Origin of the sequence: Xanthomonas prunicola (assembly GCF_025266575.1) — a bacterium.
In the GTDB taxonomy this organism is placed as follows: Bacteria; Pseudomonadota; Gammaproteobacteria; order Xanthomonadales; family Xanthomonadaceae; genus Xanthomonas; species Xanthomonas prunicola.
The window spans coordinates 3556093-3574163 of sequence record NZ_CP096142.1 but is presented as its reverse complement, the minus strand read 5'-3'; the positions used below and the strand labels follow the sequence as shown (position 1 = coordinate 3574163).

The following is an 18071-nucleotide window of genomic DNA, read 5'->3' as shown; positions in this document are numbered from 1 at the left end:
TACCGCGTTGCGCGCCTTGCCCAGGCGGCCAGCCTGGGCCGCAGCGCACGCCTTGTCTCGACGCGCCACAGGACGCTTCGCACTCACCTCAAAGTACATAACACGCTCTAACGCGGCGGCTGCGTGCTCGCACGCCAGGCATCCAGAAACTGGCGGCGTTTGAGTTTGTCCAGATACACCAGCAGACCGGGGCCGAGCGGGATCGGGCGGAACGGTGGTTGCGCCGAACCGCCGCGGCCACCGGCCGCCTGCAGGATCGGCATCAGCCGCGCCTCACGCGAAAGCACCTGCTGGCCGCGCGGCGAGAGCAGATAGTCGAGAAATCTGCGCGCCTCCAGCGCATGCGGCGCAGTCTTGGGGATCACCGCGGTGCGTAGCGCCACCAACGTGTAGTCCTGCGGCTGCACGATGCCCAGCGGCGCGCCGGCATCGATGCGGGCCTGCGCGTAGGAGCCGAGCACGTTGTAGGCCAGCAGCAACTCCCCACGGCTGACGCGGTCGAGCAAGGTGCCGGTGCGCTCTTCCAACGCAACCCGGTTGGCCCCCAACGCAGCCAGCAACGCACCGGCGATGCTGCCCACCTGCCCGTCCTGGGTGGCGAACAGATACCCCACGCCGCTGCGTTCGACATCGTAGGTGCCCACCTTGCCACGCAGCGGTGCATCGGGCGCGCGCAACAACGCCAGCAATTGCCGGCGCGTGTGCGGCACGCGGGCGGCATCCAGCTTGCGGGTGTTGTAGACGATGGCAACCGGTTCGTAGCTGATGCCGAAGACTTCATGGCGCCATTGCGCCCATGCCGGCAATGCTTCGGTCTGTGCGGACCGATGCGCCAGCGCGTGGCCATCGTTCACCAGCTTGGTCTGCAGATCCATGCTGGCGCTGATCAGCATGTCTGCCTTGATCGCATTCCGGGCAGGGTGCACGTAGTGATCGTAGATATCCCAGGCAATGACGTCTTCGTAGATCACCTCGGTACCGGGATGCAGACGTTGGTAGTCCTGAATGACTGCACCGAAGACTTCCAGATCGGTGGAGCCCTGCACGCGCAACTGCACACGTACGGGGCCCTGTGCAGGGAAGCGACGCACCTCGCCGGGCTCTGCGCAGGCGATGCCATGGATTAGAAGCAATACCAGCATCCAGATCAGACGCATCACGCAGTTCCTCCGGGAAAATGCAGCGACGCGATCAAGCCGCCGCCAATACGGTTGGCCAGATCGATCCGCCCGCCATGCGCTTCCACCACGCGCTTGACGATGGCCAGGCCCAGCCCGGCGCCGCCGGCCGGCGCATCCGGCCCACGGACGAAACGCTCGAAGACGCGCTCGGCTTCGGCAGCCGGAATGCCTGGGCCGTGATCGGCGATGGTCAGCACGTGATGGTTGCCGTCGCTGGTGAGCGCCACTTGCAGCGGTGCACAGACGCCATATTTGCAAGCATTGTCGATCAGGTTTTTCAGCGCCTCGCGCAATAGCAAGGCATCGCCACGCAGCAGCGCCGGCTGCGGGTCGATCGCCAGTTGCACGCGCGGCGCGCCCTCGTTGCGCGGCAGCGCTTCGTACAGGGCCTGATGCAACACTTCGGCCAGGTCCACGGTGGCAAAGCGCTGCAGGTTGGAGCGATGGATCACGCTGGCATCGCTGAGCAATTGGTTGAGCAGCCGGCTCATGTGGCTAGCATTGCGCTCGATCGCCACCAGGCTGCGTTGCATCTCGCGCGGGTCGTCGTCGTCCATCGCCAGCTGCGCCTGCGCACGCAAGGCCGCCAAGGGCGTGCGCATCTGGTGCGCGGCCTCGGCCATGAACGCGCGCAGGGTTTCATTGCTGGTCGATAGCCGCGCCATGAAACGGTTGAGGGCAGTCACCATCAACTGCATTTCTTGCGGTGCCGGCACATTGAGCGGTTTGAGGTCGGAGGGTTCGCGCCGCGACAGATCGCCTTCGATGCGCTGCAACGGCCGCAACGCGCGGTACACACCCAACCACACCAGTCCCAGTGCCAGCAGCGACAGCACCCCGATCGCGACCAAGGCGTTGAGCACCACATCGCGCGCCACGGCATCGCGTGCGCGCCGGGTCTGGCCCACCTGCACGCGTACCTCACCCTGCTCCGACGCCGACGCCACCCGATGCATCACCACCGCAAAGCGCACCGGTTCGCCGCTGTACTGCGCATCGAACAACAGCGGCCGCTCGTCGCGCGGCGAGCGCGGCGGCAGCGGCAGCGTGTCCTCGCCGGTGATGGTGCGGCCCTGCGCGTCGAACACGCGATAGAAGACGCGGTCTTCCGGCGCCATGCCGAGCAGATCGAGCGCCGCGTATGGCAAATCCACCTGCCAATCGCCGCCGACCAACGCCACGCTGTCGATGATCGACAAGGCCGAGGACACCAGCAGATGATCGTAGGAGCGATTGGCAGCGCGCTCGCCGTAGTCGCGCGCGGCAAAGAACAGCACCACCGCACCCAGCAGCGACAGGCTGCCTAGATACAGCAGCAAGGTGCGCCGGATCGACGGTGCCACCGTCAGCGGCTCAGCCATCGGTGCCTGGCTCCACCGGTGCATGTGGGTCGGCTTGTTCGAGTTTGTAGCCGGCGCCACGCACGGTCACGATGCGCAACGGTGCCGCGGCCAGTTTGCGTCGCAGCCGCCCGACATACAGCTCGATCGCATTGGGGCCGGCATCGTCGTCGAAGCCGAACAAGCCGTTGCCGATCTCGTCCTTGCCGACCACTTGCCCGAGGCGACCGATCAGGATTTCGAACAGGCGATATTCGCGATTGGGTAGCTCGATCGGCACGCCGTCCAGCATCAGCGTGTGCGCGGCGTTGTCGAACACGAAGCCGCCGATCTGCACCACCTCGCTGGCCTGGCCGCGATTACGCCGCAGCAACACGCGGCAACGCGCCTCGAACTCGCGAAAGTCGAACGGCTTGCCCAGGTAGTCGTCCGCACCGACATCCAGCGCCTGCACGCGGTCTTCGATGCCATCGCGTGCGGTCAACATCAACACCGGCGTGGTGTCGCCCCGCTCGCGCATGCCGGCCAACACCCGCAACCCATCGAGCTTGGGCAACCCGATATCCAGTACCACCAGATCAAAGCTTTGATACCGCAACACACTCGCCGCCGCCAACCCATCGGCCTGCCAATCCACCGCATGCCCGCTACGGCGCATGCGCCGCACGATGGCATCGGCAAGATCGGCGTTGTCTTCGACTAGGAGCAGGCGCATGGAGGTGGGAATCGTGAATGGGGAATGGGGAATCGCAACGGCGTTGGGCCGCGGCCGGAAGGTAACAGGCCTCACGAACAAAAGCTTCTCCGCCACGGCAATTGCGCTGCCGCGATCCCGCTGTTGCGATTCCCTACTCCCGATTCTCCATTCCCGCGTGCTGACAGGTCCATGACAGCTTCCCGGGAATAGGCTGCTGCCAACGCGCCGCGGCGGTTGTGCGGTGCATCGCTAACGTGATTCACACATGTCCCTGGGAGGGTCTGTGAGCAAAGACACTTTGCGTCTGCGTGCCTTCAGCGCCTGCGCGGCGATCTGCCTGGCACCAACGGCATATGCAGCCGATGAAGCCGGCCCGGTCACTGCCGAAATCGGCGGGCGTGTGCATTGGGACTTCACCGTATTCGGCAATGACGACCGCGGTGCGCCCGAACGCAACGACACCCAGTTCCGCCGCGTGTGGCTGGATGTGTCCGGCAAGTTCTACGGGTTCAATTACAAGGCCGAGGCAGATTTCGCCGGCCTGCAGTACGAAGCCGGTAGCCGCGGCATCCTGGCACGCGATGTCTATATCGCCAAGAAATTTTCGGCCGGTACGCTGACCGTTGGCCAGTTCAAGCAGTACTTCTCGCTGGACGATCGCACCGGCTCCAACTACGGCCCGTTCCTGGAACGCGGCTACGCTTCGACCACGCTGGCGCCGATCTACCGCAAAGCCATTTCGTGGCAGGCCAATCGCCCGGATGCGACCTGGTCCACGTCGGCCTACAGCCTGGAAAGCATCGACAATTCGTCGACCAAGGGCGGTGCGCTCGGTACGCGTCTGACCTATGCACCGGACATGGGCGAGGCGCGCTTGCGTCACCTAGGTCTGTCGCTGGCGCACGAGCGCTATTCGCATCCCGGTAGTGGTGGCGCGGCATCGCTGCTGATCCGCCCGCGTCCGGAAAACGATCTGGCCGACAACAGCCGCATCACCCTGGCGCGCTTTGCCGATGGCCGCGATACCGATTTCGACAAATGGTCGCTGGAATATGCCGAAGTGCTCGGCCCATGGTCGTGGCAGAGCGAATTCAGTGGCGGCCTGCTCGACGACGGCGCGCAGCATGCCAAGGTGCTGGCCAGCTACGGGTTGGTCAGCTGGTTCGTCACCGGCGAATCGCGCGGTTACGACCGCAAGACCGGCCGCTTCAGCCGCATTGCCACGCCCAACCGCCCCTCCGGTGCGTTCGAGCTGGCACTGCGCTACGACTACATGCGTGGCGACCAGCATCTGGATGGGCAACCGGACTTCATCAATGCCAGCACGCAGTCGTGGACGCTGGGCGGCAACTGGTATTTCAAACCTAACCTGCGCGTGATGCTCAACCTGATCGACAGCCACAACCGAAATCGTCTCTCCGACGCAGTGGTCGATCACACGCGGGCGGTCACCGGCCGCTTTCAATACGATTTCTGATGCGCAGCTGCATCGCACCGGTCGTCAGAAACATCGATCTGCGCACAGCGGCAGCGCGCACCGGTGCAATCACGTGCAACGCGTTGCCTGCGCCAAGTAGCGTGTGTGCAGTAGCAACCGCACGCCTGCCTGGTCATCGCTGCACACCCTGTGTTGCGATGCGCTCCACTCTCCCCTGCTGTACGCCTCAAAGGATTCGCCCGCATGCTGACCGCGCTCGGTTTCGGAATGGTGATCACCTTCATGTACTTGATCATGAGCAAGCGGCTGTCGCCGCTGGTGGCTCTGATCACGGTACCGATCGTGTTCGCGTTGCTGGGCGGCTTCGGCACCGGTATCAACGAGATGATGCTTGAGGGCATCAAGAAAATCGCGCCCACCGGCGTGATGCTGATGTTCGCCATCCTGTATTTCGGGGTCATGATCGATGCCGGGCTGTTCGACCCATTGGTCGGCCGCATCCTGCGTCTGGTCAAGGGCGACCCGCTCAAGATCGTGATGGGCACGGCGATCCTGGCGCTGCTGATCTCGCTCGACGGCGACGGCTCCACCACGTACATGATCACCGTCTCTGCGATGTTGCCGCTGTACCGGCGCCTGGGCATGAACGCGCTCAATCTGACCTGCGTGACCATCCTGTCCAGCGGCGTGATGAACCTGACTCCGTGGGGCGGCCCGACCGCCCGCGCCGCGACCGCGCTGCATGTGGATCCTGCCGATGTGTTCGTGCCGTTGGTGCCGGCCATGGTGTTGGCAATCGCCGGCATCCTCACGCTGGCCTGGTATCTGGGCATGCGCGAACGGCGCCGCCTGGGCGTGGTGCGCCTGCCGGCCGACGGCAACTGGCTGGACACCAGCATCCCCGAAGACAACGACGCCCTGCCGCGCGTGGAAGACACCGAGGACATGAAGCGGCCGAAGTTGCTGTGGGTGAATCTGCTGTTGACGTTGGCCTTGATGGGCGCGCTGGTGAAGGGCGTGCTGCCGATGCCGGTGTTGTTCATGATCGGCTTCGCGCTGGCACTGATGATCAATTACCCGAATCTGGCCGAGCAGCGCCGCCGCTTGGTCAATCACGCCGGCAACGTGTTGTCGGTGGTATCGCTGATTTTCGCCGCGGGTATCTTCACCGGCATCTTGTCCAACACCGGCATGGTCGAAGCGATGTCGCGCAGTTTTCTGGCTGTCATTCCCGACAGCTGGGGCCCCTATCTGGCGGTGATCACGGCGATCGTCAGCATGCCGTTTACGTTCTTCATGTCCAACGACGCATTCTATTTCGGCGTGCTGCCGATCCTGTCCGAAGCCGCAGGCCACTACGGCATCACCCCGGTGGAAATGGCCCGCGCTTCGCTCGCCGGCCAGCCGGTGCACCTGCTCAGCCCCTTGGTGCCATCGACCTATCTGCTGGTCGGTTTGGCCAAGGTCGACTTCGCCGACCATCAACGCTTCACACTCAAGTGGGCGGTGCTGATTTCGATGTTGATGCTGGCCGGCGGATTGTTGTTTGGCTTGTTTCCGTTGGCGCGCTGACAGCTTCCGGGATCTGGCATTCGGGATTGGAGATTCGCAAAAGCCAATACCGATGCCCGCTGTTGCAAATCCCGTTATCCCCAATCCCGAATCCCCAACTCCGAAGGAGTTACACCCAATGACTCTCCGCATCGCATACGTCACCAGTGGCATGGGCAGTGTCGGCACCGCGATCTGCCAGAAGCTGGCGCGCAGCGGGCATACCGTGGTTGCCGGTTGCGGGCCCAATTCGCCGCGCAAGGCGGCGTGGTTGCGCGAGCAGCGCGAGCTGGGCTTCGATTTCGTGGCCTCCGAAGGCAATGCTGCCGATTGGGAGTCCACCGTCGCCGCGTTCGCCAAGGTCAAGGCCGAAGTCGGCGAGATCGATGTGCTGGTGAACAATGCCGGCGGCAGCCGCGACACCTTGTTTCGGCAGATGACACGCGACGATTGGAATGCGGTGATCGCCAGCAACCTGCATTCGTTGTTCAACATCACCAAGCAGGTGGTCGATGGCATGACATCACGCGGCTGGGGACGCATCGTCAACATCGGCTCGGTCAGCGCGCACAAGGGCCAGATCGGGCAGATCAATTTCGCCACTGCCAAGGCGGCGATGCACGGCTTTAGTCGCGCGTTGGCGCAAGAGGTCGCCTCGCGCGGGGTCACCGTCAACACCATCTCGCCGGGCTATATCGCCAGCGCCTCGATCAGCAGCTTTCCCCCGGATGTGCTCGATCGCCTGGCCACCTCGGTGCCGGTGCGCCGGCTCGGCAAACCCATCGAAGTTGCCGGCCTGTGTGCCTGGCTTGCGTCTGATGAGGCTGCCTATGTCACCGGAGCCGATTACGCGGTCAATGGCGGGCTCTACATGGGCTGAGCTGCCAGCACGGCTGCGCAATTGCTGCCATGCAGTGACGTCATGTGCCATGCATGCCACGTCACGCGCGCATCAACGCGTGCCGGACTTGCGCAGCCGGCCTGCCTGCCGACCCAGGGCGCGCATCAAACCGCAGCACCCGCGCGCAGCTGCGCGGCGGCGCAGCGCAGCTGCGCGCAAGCGGCCGCCACCGCGCGAACAACCCGCCTCTAGTGCGAACTGATTACACTCTGGCTTTTCCGCAGCGCGCTGCCATGGCCAAACCTTCAGAACGCACCACGCTCACTACCCGCCCGCAGATGGCCGATATCGCGCGCATGGCCGGTGTTTCCGAATCCACCGTGTCGCGTGCCCTGGCAGGCAGCCCGGTCGTGGCAGAGCGCACGCGTGCCTACATCAAGCAGATTGCTGCCGATGCCGGCTACCAGGTCGACCCGGTGGCACGCAGCCTGCGCGCCAAGCGCTCCAACACGGTGAGCGTGGCGGTACCGATGATGCATGCGCTGGATCAGCCGCTCTCGGACCCATTCCTGATGACCATGCTGGCGCTACTGGCAGAAGAACTCACCGGGCGCGGCTACAGCATGCTGCTCTCCAAACTGGACCGACATCAGGACGGCTGGGTAGAACAACTTGCGCGCGGCAGCCGCTCCGACGGCGTCATCGTGCTCGGGCAAAGTTCCGAACATGCCGCGCTGGATGCGGCCGCACGCGACGGCCTGCCGATGGCGGTGTGGGGCAGCCGGATCGATGGGCAGTCGTACATCAGCGTGGGCAGCGACAATTTCCAGGGCGGCGTGCTCGCGACTGAACATCTCATCGCCAGCGGCCGCCAGCGCATCGCCTTCCTGGGCGATGACCAGTTGCCCGAGGTGGCGCCGCGGTTTGCCGGCTACCGCCACGCGCTGGAACGGCACGGGCTGGAATTCGATACGCGGCTGCACGCGCGCAGCCATTTCGTCAGCGAAGATGCTTACCGCCTCACCCGCGCGATGCTCAAGAAGGCCGATCCGCCCGATGGCTTGTTCGCTGCCTCGGACGTGATCGCCGTTGGCGCGATCCGCGCACTGGTCGAGGCCGGCCACCGCGTACCGCAGGACATCTCGCTGGTGGGCTTCGACGATATCCCGCTGGCTGCCTACAGCCAGCCGCCATTGACCACCGTGCAGCAAGATCTGGGTCTGGCCGCGCGGCTCCTGGTGGACCGCCTGCTGGCGCTGATTGCCGGCGAGACGGTGCAATCGGTTCAGATGCCGGTGAAGCTGGTGGTGCGCGAGTCGGCGTGAAGCGGGGAATCGGGAATCGGGAATCGGGAATCGGGAATCGGGAATCGTAAGAGCGTGCGTGATGGCGAGCTGAGCGCAATTGCTCGCAACTAAGCGTTGTCGCTACAGCACTCGACGGCACCTGGTTCGCAGCAACGCATGCGTGGTGACTAGGCCACCACTGCCTTCAGCCTACGCAAGCGCACGCATAGCATCGCCACTGCGGCTGCCAGCATCAGCGCGCCGGCCAGGCGGATCACGTTGCGCGGGTCGCCGTGCAGCAGGCGTTCGTAATACAGCGGCAAGGTGACGATCTGGATCAGCATCGGCAACACAATGAACAGGTTGAACAAGCCCATGTACACACCAGTGCGCTCGGGCGGGATACTGTCGGCCAGCATCAGGTAGGGATTACCCATCATGCTGGCCCAGGCCAGGCCGATGCCGGTCATCGGCAGCAACATCAGCCAGCGGTTCTCGATCCCCGGCAGCAGCCACATGCCGATGCCGGCGGCGACCAGGCAGGCCGCATGCGTGTACTTGGGGCCGAAGCGACGCACCACCGGTACCATCGCAAATGCCGCCAGAAACGCAACGAAATTGTAGAAACCTCCGATCTGCCCATTGACCAGGCCGGCCTCGCGGAAGCCATGCGAGGTGGCATCGGTGGTGCCGAACAACGTGGTCGACAGCGACAGCACGATGTACTGCCAATAGCAAAAGATCCCGTACCACTGGAACAGCATCACCGGCGCCAACTGGCGCATGGTCGGTGGCATCTGGCGCAACGCGCTGCCGATTTCGCGCACGGTTGCTCCCAGGCCAGCGCCGGCCTGGCGCATGCGTGCGATCTCCGCTGGCGGGATCGCCGGCTCGCGCACACTGCGCGCCGTGAGCAGAATCGATGCAGCGGAAAAACCCGCGCCGATCACGAACGCGGCGATGGTGACGTAGGGAATATGGTGCGCGTTGGCGGCGTCCTGATTCATGCCCATCCATACCAGCAGCGGTGGTGTGAGGTAGGCCAACGTCTGCGCCAAGCCCGTAAACGCGCTTTGGGTGAGATAGCCAAGCGGCCGCTGCGGCGGTGCCAGCACGTCGCTCACCAGCGCACGGTAAGGCTCCATGGCCACGTTGTTGGCTGCATCCAGCATCCACAGCAGGCACACCGCCATCCACAGCGCGGTACTGAACGGCATCGCCAGCAGGCACAGGCTGCATACCAGCGCGCCCAGCACCATGTACGGCATGCGCCGGCCCCAACGCGTGACCGAGCGGTCGCTCCAGGCTCCCACGAACGGCTGCAGCACCAGGCCGGTGATCGGCCCGGCCAGCCACAGGTACGGCAGGTTGGCGTGGTCGGCGCCCAGATAGTTGTAGATCGGGCTCATGTTGCTCTGCTGCAGCCCAAAGCTGTACTGCACGCCGAAAAATCCGGCATTGAGCGCCAGGATGCGCGCGAAAGAGAGCGGAGAAACGGTCGACGACATGCAGAGCCCTGGGCATCGGTGCGGCTCCCAGTGGCCGCAGCGCACTGTACCCTGCCGTCATTGCAATCGATTGTAACGCTGCGCCGCAACACATCGCCGCACTTTAAATCTCTGCCTTATTCGCTCGGTCCGCATGCTGCACTGCAAGATTGCAATCGATTGTAGTGCAGCGTATTACTGCGCTCGCACTGCAGGCCACACGGCCACTCCCTGGGAGGGGACGATGCAGGCGTCGGCACACCACCATCCGTGAGAGAGAGAGAATCGCAATGTCCACCTTGCACACCCTGCGCCTGCATGCCCTGGCCTGTGCGGTCGTTTCCTGCCTGTGCGCGCCTGCCGCGCTGGCCCAGGACACCGCCGCTGCTGCACGGGCTGCCGACAGCGCCGCGGTCAACCTGGATTCGGTGTTCGTCACCGGTACCTCCACCGCCACCACCAAACTGAAATCCAGCGTCTCGGTCAGCACCGTCGGCGCCGAGGCGATCGAACAATCGGCGCCACGCAGTACCGCAGAAATCTTCCGCAACATTCCCGGCATTCGCTCCGAATCCAGCGGTGGCGAAGGCAATGCCAACATCGCCGTGCGCGGCTTGCCGGTGGCTTCCGGTGGCGCCAAGTTCCTGCAGCTGCAGGAAGACGGCCTGCCGGTCATGGAGTTCGGCGATATCGCCTTCGGCAACTCCGACATTTTCCTGCGCTCGGATTTCACCCTGGACCGCATCGAAGCCATCCGCGGCGGTTCGGCGTCCACCTTCACCAGCAATGCGCCCGGCGGCATCATCAACTTCATCAGCAAGACCGGTGACACTGCAGGCGGCAGCGTCGGCGTGAGCCGCGGTCTGGACTACGACAGCACCCGCATCGATTTCGATTACGGCGCACCGTTCGCCGAGCAGTGGCAGTTCAATATCGGCGGCTTCTTTCGCCAGGGCGACGGCATTCGCGACGCCGGCTACGGCACCGATAAGGGCGGCCAGCTCAAGGCTAACTTGACCCGACTGTTCGACAATGGGTATGTCCGCCTTTACGGCAAGTACCTCAACGACCGCGCCGCCGGCTACCTGCCAGTGCCAACCTCGGTGCGCGGCAGCGACGGCTCCCCCGACCTGGGCCGCCTGCCCGGTTTCGATCCAGGCCGCGACACCTTGTACAGCCCGAATTTCCGCAGCGACATCGGCCTGGACGGCAACAACGGGCCACGCAGCACCAACCTCAGCGATGGCATGCATCCTATCTCGCGCACGCTGGGCGCCGAAGCCTGGTTCGACCTGGGCAATGGCTGGAACCTGAGCGATAAATTCCGCATCGCCGACAACAGTGGCCGCTTCGTCAGCCCCTTCCCTGTTGAAGTCAGCGATGCTGCGACGTTGGCGGCCGCCATTGGTGGCAGCGGTGCGCAACTGATCCAGGCGACCGGCCCGCAGGTTGGCCAGGCCTACTCCGGATTGGCCGTGCGCACGCACTTGTTCAACGTGGCGATCAACGACCTGGGCAACGTGGTCAACGACCTGAGCGTCTCGCGCGAATTCGGTGGCGATGGCCGCACGTTGAATCTGCGCATGGGCTATTACACCTCGCGCCAGACCATCGGCATGGACTGGACCTGGGATTCGTACGTGCAGAGCCTGGGCCGCAACTCCCGCCTGCTCAATGTCGTCGACGCCAACGGCGTGTCGCTGTCGCGTGGCGGCCTGTACGCCTACGGCACGCCGTTCTGGGGCGACTGCTGCGTCACCCGCAGCTACGACGTGCGTTACGACGTCAACGCTCCCTATGTTGCGTTGACGTTCGACAGCGGCAAGTTCAGCGTCGACGGCAGCCTGCGTTACGACATGGGCGATGCGCGCGGCAGCTACAACGGCACTGCCATCGCGCAGAACCTGGACGTCAACGGCGATGGTGTGATCCAGCCGGTGGAGCAACGCGTGGCCACCGTCGACACCGCCAACTCGCGCCCGGTGAACTACGACTGGAACTACTTGTCGTACTCGCTGGGCGGCAATTACTTGATCAACGACGACCTGGGTGCCTTTGCACGCATCAGCCGCGGCGCACGCGCCAACGCAGACCGATTGTTGTTCGGCGTGGTCCGCGACGATGGGTCGGTGTCTTCCGATGAAGGCGTCAACGTGGTGCGCCAGGCCGAAGCCGGCCTGAAGTGGCGCCGCGACGGGCTGAGCCTGTTCGCCACCGCGTTCTCTGCACGCACCCAGGAACAAAACTTCGAAATCACCAGCCAGCGTTTCTTCAACCGCAGCTACCAAGCGCATGGTGTGGAGCTGGAAGCCAGCTACCGCTACCAAGGTTTCACCGTCAACGGTGGCCTGACCTGGACCGATGCAGAAATCGCGCGGGACCAGATCACCCCGGAAAACACCGGCAATGTGCCGCGTCGGCAGGCCGATGTGGTGTGGCAGCTCACGCCCAGCTATCGCGGCGATCACTACCAGTTTGGCGTGAACCTGATCGGCACCACCGATGCCTACACGCAGGATTCCAATCAGTTGAAGATGCCCGGCTATACGCAGGTCAACCTGTTCGGCGACTATCGGGTGACCGATGCACTCACTGTCGCACTCAACGTCAACAACCTATTCAACACCTTTGGCCTGACCGAAGCCGAAGAAGCGACCATTCCGGCCAATGGCATCATCCGCGCGCGTTCGATTGCCGGCCGCACCACCAGCATCAGCCTGCGTTACGACTTCTAAGGACCCCGCGCCGGGTCCTGCCCGGCGGCTTCCAATGAGCACCTCCCCGATCGATTCCACTGCACTGCGCGCGGCCTTCGCCGCGCCGCTGGATCCGCAACGCGCCGCCATTCTGATGGCGCGCTACGACCAGCACGCGCCACGTTTACTGGTTGCCTTGCAGACGCTGTATGGCCAGCGTACCGACTATGCGACGTGGTTGACGCAGTGGCTGGGCGCGCTGGGCGATCTTGCCCGGCAACGCCCGCAAGCGTTGCAAACGCTCGACAGCACACGACACGCCGGCTGGTTCGGTGCGCAGCACATGCTCGGCTACAGTGCTTACGCAGACCGCTTTGCCGGCACGCTGCAAGGCGTGGCCGAGCGCGTGCCGTATCTGCAAGAACTAGGGGTGCGTTACCTGCATCTGCTGCCCTTCCTGCGTGCGCGGGCCGGCGACAATGATGGCGGCTTTGCGGTGAGCGATTACGGCCAAGTGGAGCCCACGCTGGGCACCAACGACGATCTGGTCGCACTCACCAGCCGCCTGCGCGAGGCTGACATCAGCCTGTGCGCCGACTTCGTACTCAACCACACCGCCGACGACCATGCCTGGGCACAGGCGGCGCGTGCCGGCGATGCACGCTATCTCGATTACTACCATCACTTTGCCGACCGCACCCTGCCCGACCAGTACGAACGTAGCTTGGGGCAGGTGTTTCCGCACACTGCGCCCGGCAACTTCACCCGGGTGGACGATACCGGGCAGTGGATGTGGACCACGTTCTATCCGTATCAATGGGATTTGAACTGGAGCAATCCTGCCGTCTTCGGCGACATGGCGCTGGCGATGTTGCGGCTGGCCAATCTGGGCGTGGAAGCATTCCGCCTGGATTCCACTGCCTATCTGTGGAAGCGCACCGGCACCGATTGCATGAACCAGCCCGAGGCGCACACCTTGCTGGTGGCGTTGCGCGCGGTCACCGATATCATCGCGCCGGCGGTGGTCATGAAGGCCGAGGCGATCGTGCCAATGACGCAACTGCCGCCGTATTTCGGCAACGGCGCGGACCAAGGCCATGAATGCCATCTGGCGTACCACAGCACGTTGATGGCGGCCGGATGGTCGGCACTGGCATTGCAACGCGGCGATATCCTGCACAACGTCATTGCGCACAGCCCGCCGTTGCCGCGTGATTGTGCATGGCTGAGTTACGTGCGTTGCCACGACGATATCGGCTGGAATGTGCTGCAGCACGAAGCCTCGGGCAGTGCGGCGCAACCGCCGTTTTCGCTGCGCCATGTGGCACGTTTCTATGCCAATGACGTGCCGGGCAGCTACGCGCGCGGCGAGAGTTTCCAGAGCAGCGGCGACGGCGTGCATGGCACCAACGGCATGGCAGCGGCACTGGCAGGCATCCAGGCCGCGCAGGAGGCAGGCGATGCTGCGGCGTTGGCGGTTGCGGTGAATCGGCTGGTGCTGCTGTATGCCATCGCGCTTGCCATGCCAGGTGTGCCGCTGATCTACATGGGCGACGAATTGGCGATGGTCAATGACCCCGGCTACCGCGACGATCCCCATCGCCAGCATGAAGGCCGTTGGTTGCATCGGCCGGCGATGGATTGGCAGCTTGCCGCGCAACGGCACGATGCACAGAGCCTGAGCGGCACGGTGTACCGCCGTTTGCGTGGGTTGATCCAGCAGCGTGCCGCGTTAGCCGCGTTGGCTGCAGACCAGGCACTGGGCAGCGTCGCGCTGGATGATCCCCGCCTGTTCGCGTTGACGCGTGGCGACCGCTTTGTTGCAGTGCATAACTTCAGCGATCAGTCGCTTGAAGTGGAGCTTGCGGCGATCGGTGATGGATGGACGCTGTTGGCGATCGACGATGATACGGATAACGCGGCATCGCGTGATGGCGTATCGCTTGTGCTTCCGGCTTACGGCGTGCGTTGGTTGCAGCGCGGTGCCTAATGCGTGCACCTGGTGCTGGGTGGCGGTCATTTGCGGCGGTGTCTGGTAAGAGCGGCTAACAAAACGTAGCGAGCAGCCGTCAGGTGGGCGCGGACGGCGCGCAGGAACCGGAGCGTACGAGTGGTACATGCCGATTCCGAGCACCGGCCGCGCCCGCCTGGCGGCTGCGCAGTAGTTTTGTTAGCTGCTCTAAATCGCACCCTCACCCCAATCACCGCTCTGCATCCCAGCGCGCGCGCCAGTGGCGTGCGTGCCGGGCTTGGCTCCCTCATGGAAGGAGCGTTTGCAGGATCAGTAACCCTGCAAGATCAGTGCTTCGCCAATTCGAGCAAGGTTTCTGCGGCCTTCTCCGACGAAGCCGGGTTCTGGCCCGTGACCAGGGTGCCGTCGGTGACCACGTGCACGCCCCAGTCCGCGCCCTTTTCGTACTTGCCGCCGAGTTCGGTCAGCACGTCTTCGACCAGGAACGGCACGATCTTGGTCAGGCCCACGCCCTCTTCTTCGCCATTGGTGAAGCCGGTGACGCGGCGGCCACTGACCAGCGGCTTGCCGTCGCTGCCCTTGACCCGACGCAGCGCGCCCGGTGCATGGCAAACCAGGCCGTGCGGCTTGTTGGCCTTGGCGAATGCTTCGATCAGCGCGATGGAATCCGCATCTTCGGCCAGATCCCACAGCGGGCCGTGACCGCCCGGGTAGAACAGCACATCGAAATCGCCAGCGTTGATGTCGGCCAGGCGGTGCGTGCTTCCCAGCGCCTTCTGCGCGTCCGGGTCCTGCTTGAAGCGCTTGGTGGCGTCGGTCTGCGCGTCGGGTTCGTCACTCTTAGGGTCCAGCGGCGGCTGGCCACCCTTGGGCGAGACCAGGGTGATGTCCGCACCCGCATCCTTGAACACATAATACGGCGCAGCGAATTCTTCCAGCCAGAAGCCGGTCTTCTTACCCGTATCGCCGAGCTGGTCGTGGGAAGTCAGCACCATTAGAATTTTCATCGCGTTGCCTCGTGTCGTGGCCCGATTGGGCAAGGCGGCCAGTGTGCAATTCAGCCCGTTGCAGCCTCGTGTAGAGCACGTGGCGAGCACCTAATTTATTCATAAATGAAGTAGTTTCGTCGCGATGCGGTGAAGCTGCGCGCCGCGGCTTGCCTCACACATTCATTGCCGGCGGCTGCAGTTGGTCCATGCGGATGCGGTTGGCGAACAACGAGAACGCCAGCATGCCGGCCAGCCCGCTGACGCGGCTCACCCACGGCGGTAGCCAGCGTGGGGCGACCAGGACGCCGCTGTCGAACAACGGTGCAAAGCGCGCCACATCGCCAAGCGCCATCTTGCCTGCGAACAGGTAGCGGCAGAGCTGCAGTTGGTCGCGCTGCAATGAGTGGCGGAAGAAGGTGTGCACCGCCACCAGGCCACGCAGATACACGGTGTCCTTGGTGAAGGCGCCGCCCCCACTGGTCGGCACGCCGCGGAATACGCGCTGCGCCGATGAAAAACTTTCTGCAGCGCTCTGCCCGCCTGCGGTGAAATAGCGGAAGACCTCGATGAAATCCGCACCCGAGCGCGCCATCGCAATCGCTTCGATGCGCAGGCTGATGCGCTTCATGCGTTCGATATCGATGCTGCCGGTGATCTGCTCGGCGAATGTGGCCAAGCCCTCCTGCGTGGCGGTCGTGCGCGGCGAGGAAATGCCCAGGCTAGGCAGATGTACCTGCGCGCGCCCGTTGAGCGCAGTCAGCGAATGCACCAGCGCTTCGTGATGGAACAGTTGCGCGCGGTCGTAATCGCTGAACGTCGCACCGGTGCGCAAGCGGATACGGTGCGCGCCGGCAGCCGCCTTGGCGAGCAGATCCGGGTCGAGCACGACGGTGATCACGCGTCCTTCGAAGAACGCATCCAGGTCGTTCTGCAACTGCATGCGCAATGCCGTCGCCGACACAGGCACCTGCTCTTCCGGCGCCATCAGCTCGCGATCCAGTTCCTGCGCGATCTGGATGAAATGCCGTGCTGCTTCGCGCGTGCTCGGCCCATTGCCCGGCATCGGATCGTCGGGCACGCCGAACAACTGCGCCGAGTAATCGCTGACCGCGCGGGTGCCCAACGATTCCAGCAAACCGGCCGCAAGACTCCAGCTATGCGCCGAATCGATCAGGTACGCGCCCAGCGGATGATGCGGATCGGCGTCCTTGGCGATGGCGGCCAGTTCGCGCCGGGTGTCGCCGAACTCCAGCGTTGGGTAATCGACCTGCGGCAATTCCGGCTGCCCGCGCGCCACACTCTGCAGAAACGGCTCTTGTAGCGAGCGCGGCCAGCTCGCCAGGGCGAGCAGGCGCACACCGCGCACTGCCTTGACCAGGCGCGCATCCAGCGCCGCGTGGTGGACGATGTCCGGCGGCCCCTTGCGCGCTGGCATCAGCGCCGGCCGGGACGATCGACGCTGGCCGGCCGCTTGCCCGAGCCCTTGCCACGGGCGTTCTGGGCGACGCGGATGGCGAGCTTTTCGGCCGCAGCGGTCACTTCCACGCGCAGCTTCATGTAATTGGCCACCCGCTCCGGATCCAGCTCGCCGGCCTCGATTGCTGCCCGCACCGCACAGCCGGGCTCGGCGATATGTGCGCAATCGTTGAAGCGGCACTGTGCCGCCAGGGCCTCCACGTCAGAAAAACCGCCTTCGGCCAGATCTTCCTCACCGGTGGGCTTGAGCTCGCGCATGCCGGGCGTATCGATCAGGCAGGCGCCGGAGGGCAACGGAATCAGCGCTCGGTGGGTGGTGGTATGCCGGCCGCGCGAATCGTTCTCGCGTACCGCATTGGTCTTCATCTTCTGCGTGCCGAGCAAGGTGTTGGTCAGCGTCGACTTGCCGGCACCGGACGAGCCCACCAGCACCGCGGTACGGCCATCGCCCAGCCACGGCCGCAACGCCGCCACGCTGTCCGGATCCTTGGCATTGACGGCTAGCAGCGGGATGTTCTGCGCTTCCAGTTCTTCCAACACTGCCAACGCATCCTCGGCGTATTCGGTCTGATCGGCCTTGGTCAGCACCACCACTGGCTCGGCACCGCCACCGCCCACCAGCAGCAGATAGCGCTCGATGCGACGCGGATTGAAGTCCGCATCCAGCCCGCACACGATGAACACCGTATCGATATTGGCCGCGATCACCTGCTGGTGGTAATGCTCGCCGGCCGCCCCGCGCTTGATCGAGGTGCGCCGCGGCAGCAGCGCCACGATGCGCTTGCCCTCCATCAGCACCCAATCGCCCACCGCGGCCCGTTCATGACTCGGGAACCGCGGCCGCTGCCATTCCGGCAACGACTCGGCCTTGAGACTGGCCTCCGGCGTATCGGCCACCACATAGCCGGTGCGATGCTGCTCCACCACCCGCGCCGGCATCGCCTGCGGATGCGCGGCGAAGACCGCCTGCCAGGCCGCCTCTTCGGGCGGCCCGGGCCAGGGCCAGCCGATGGATTGGAGGGTGGGGTAATCGGGGGGAATGTCGCTCATGGGGCGATTCTAGCTGGCTGGGGCGCAGCGGCTTGTGCAATCCGGTCCTGCCGCGCGGCTCACGCGC

General features: G+C 64.5%; 13 protein-coding genes and 1 other RNA gene. 6 read left to right on the top strand and 8 right to left on the bottom strand.

What is annotated here, in order from left to right; genetic code table 11:
* Positions 1-107: 107 nt before the first annotated feature.
* Genes M0D43_RS15355 through M0D43_RS15345 form a run of 3 tightly spaced genes read right to left on the bottom strand, consistent with a single transcriptional unit; the run spans position 108 to position 3236 of the window.
* Entirely contained in the window at positions 108-1157 is a 1050-nt protein-coding gene (locus tag M0D43_RS15355) for an ABC transporter substrate-binding protein (RefSeq protein ID WP_252165083.1), read from the bottom strand.
* On the bottom strand, positions 1157-2542 hold the full coding sequence (locus M0D43_RS15350) for a sensor histidine kinase (protein ID WP_252162094.1): 1386 nt from the start codon (positions 2540-2542) through the stop codon (positions 1157-1159). The genes M0D43_RS15355 and M0D43_RS15350 overlap by 1 nt, the downstream gene beginning before the upstream one ends.
* The gene (locus M0D43_RS15345; protein WP_252162093.1) at positions 2535-3236 is read right to left on the bottom strand and encodes a response regulator transcription factor; all 702 of its coding nucleotides are present in this window, start codon (positions 3234-3236) and stop codon (positions 2535-2537) included. Before M0D43_RS15345 ends, M0D43_RS15350 begins: the two co-directional genes overlap by 8 nt.
* A gap of 265 nt (positions 3237-3501) precedes the next feature.
* Between M0D43_RS15345 and M0D43_RS15340 the strand changes: the two genes are divergently transcribed.
* The 4 genes from M0D43_RS15340 to M0D43_RS15325 all read left to right on the top strand — a co-directional run bounded on the left by M0D43_RS15340 (position 3502) and on the right by M0D43_RS15325 (position 8373).
* Positions 3502-4695, top strand: coding sequence for an OprO/OprP family phosphate-selective porin (locus tag M0D43_RS15340; protein WP_252162092.1), 1194 nt, complete (start codon positions 3502-3504; stop codon positions 4693-4695).
* A 204-nt stretch (positions 4696-4899) separates the two neighbouring features.
* The gene (locus M0D43_RS15335; protein WP_252162091.1) at positions 4900-6228 is read left to right on the top strand and encodes a CitMHS family transporter; all 1329 of its coding nucleotides are present in this window, start codon (positions 4900-4902) and stop codon (positions 6226-6228) included.
* Between the two features lie 118 nt (positions 6229-6346).
* Positions 6347-7087: an acetoacetyl-CoA reductase gene (gene phbB, locus M0D43_RS15330; protein ID WP_252162090.1), complete on the top strand. Its 741-nt coding sequence runs from the start codon at positions 6347-6349 to the stop codon at positions 7085-7087.
* Positions 7088-7341: 254 nt separating this feature from the next.
* Positions 7342-8373 (top strand): LacI family DNA-binding transcriptional regulator, encoded by a 1032-nt coding sequence (locus M0D43_RS15325; RefSeq protein ID WP_252162089.1) that lies wholly within the window; start codon positions 7342-7344, stop codon positions 8371-8373.
* Between the two features lie 149 nt (positions 8374-8522).
* On the opposite strand, the gene M0D43_RS15320 is transcribed toward M0D43_RS15325, so the two are convergent.
* Positions 8523-9842, bottom strand: a complete 1320-nt coding sequence (locus M0D43_RS15320; RefSeq protein ID WP_252162088.1) for an MFS transporter — start codon at positions 9840-9842, stop codon at positions 8523-8525.
* Positions 9843-10111: 269 nt separating this feature from the next.
* Between M0D43_RS15320 and M0D43_RS15315 the strand changes: the two genes are divergently transcribed.
* Both M0D43_RS15315 and M0D43_RS15310 read left to right on the top strand, forming a co-directional pair.
* On the top strand, positions 10112-12556 hold the full coding sequence (locus M0D43_RS15315) for a TonB-dependent receptor domain-containing protein (protein WP_260807343.1): 2445 nt from the start codon (positions 10112-10114) through the stop codon (positions 12554-12556).
* A 34-nt stretch (positions 12557-12590) separates the two neighbouring features.
* On the top strand, positions 12591-14507 hold the full coding sequence (locus M0D43_RS15310; RefSeq protein ID WP_252162086.1) for an alpha-amylase family glycosyl hydrolase: 1917 nt from the start codon (positions 12591-12593) through the stop codon (positions 14505-14507).
* A 53-nt stretch (positions 14508-14560) separates the two neighbouring features.
* Here M0D43_RS15310 and M0D43_RS15305 read toward each other — a convergent pair.
* From M0D43_RS15305 to rsgA, 4 genes are all read right to left on the bottom strand, one after another.
* Positions 14561-14636: non-coding RNA, sX9 sRNA (locus M0D43_RS15305), on the bottom strand.
* Between the two features lie 179 nt (positions 14637-14815).
* Positions 14816-15496 (bottom strand): type 1 glutamine amidotransferase domain-containing protein, encoded by a 681-nt coding sequence (locus M0D43_RS15300; protein WP_252162085.1) that lies wholly within the window; start codon positions 15494-15496, stop codon positions 14816-14818.
* Positions 15497-15650: 154 nt separating this feature from the next.
* A complete protein-coding gene (locus tag M0D43_RS15295; RefSeq protein WP_101362081.1) occupies positions 15651-16913 on the bottom strand; it encodes a flavohemoglobin expression-modulating QEGLA motif protein in 1263 nt (420 codons plus the stop codon).
* Positions 16913-18004: a ribosome small subunit-dependent GTPase A gene (rsgA, locus tag M0D43_RS15290; RefSeq protein ID WP_252162084.1), complete on the bottom strand. Its 1092-nt coding sequence runs from the start codon at positions 18002-18004 to the stop codon at positions 16913-16915. The genes M0D43_RS15295 and rsgA overlap by 1 nt, the downstream gene beginning before the upstream one ends.
* Between the last annotated feature and the right edge of the window lie 67 nt (positions 18005-18071).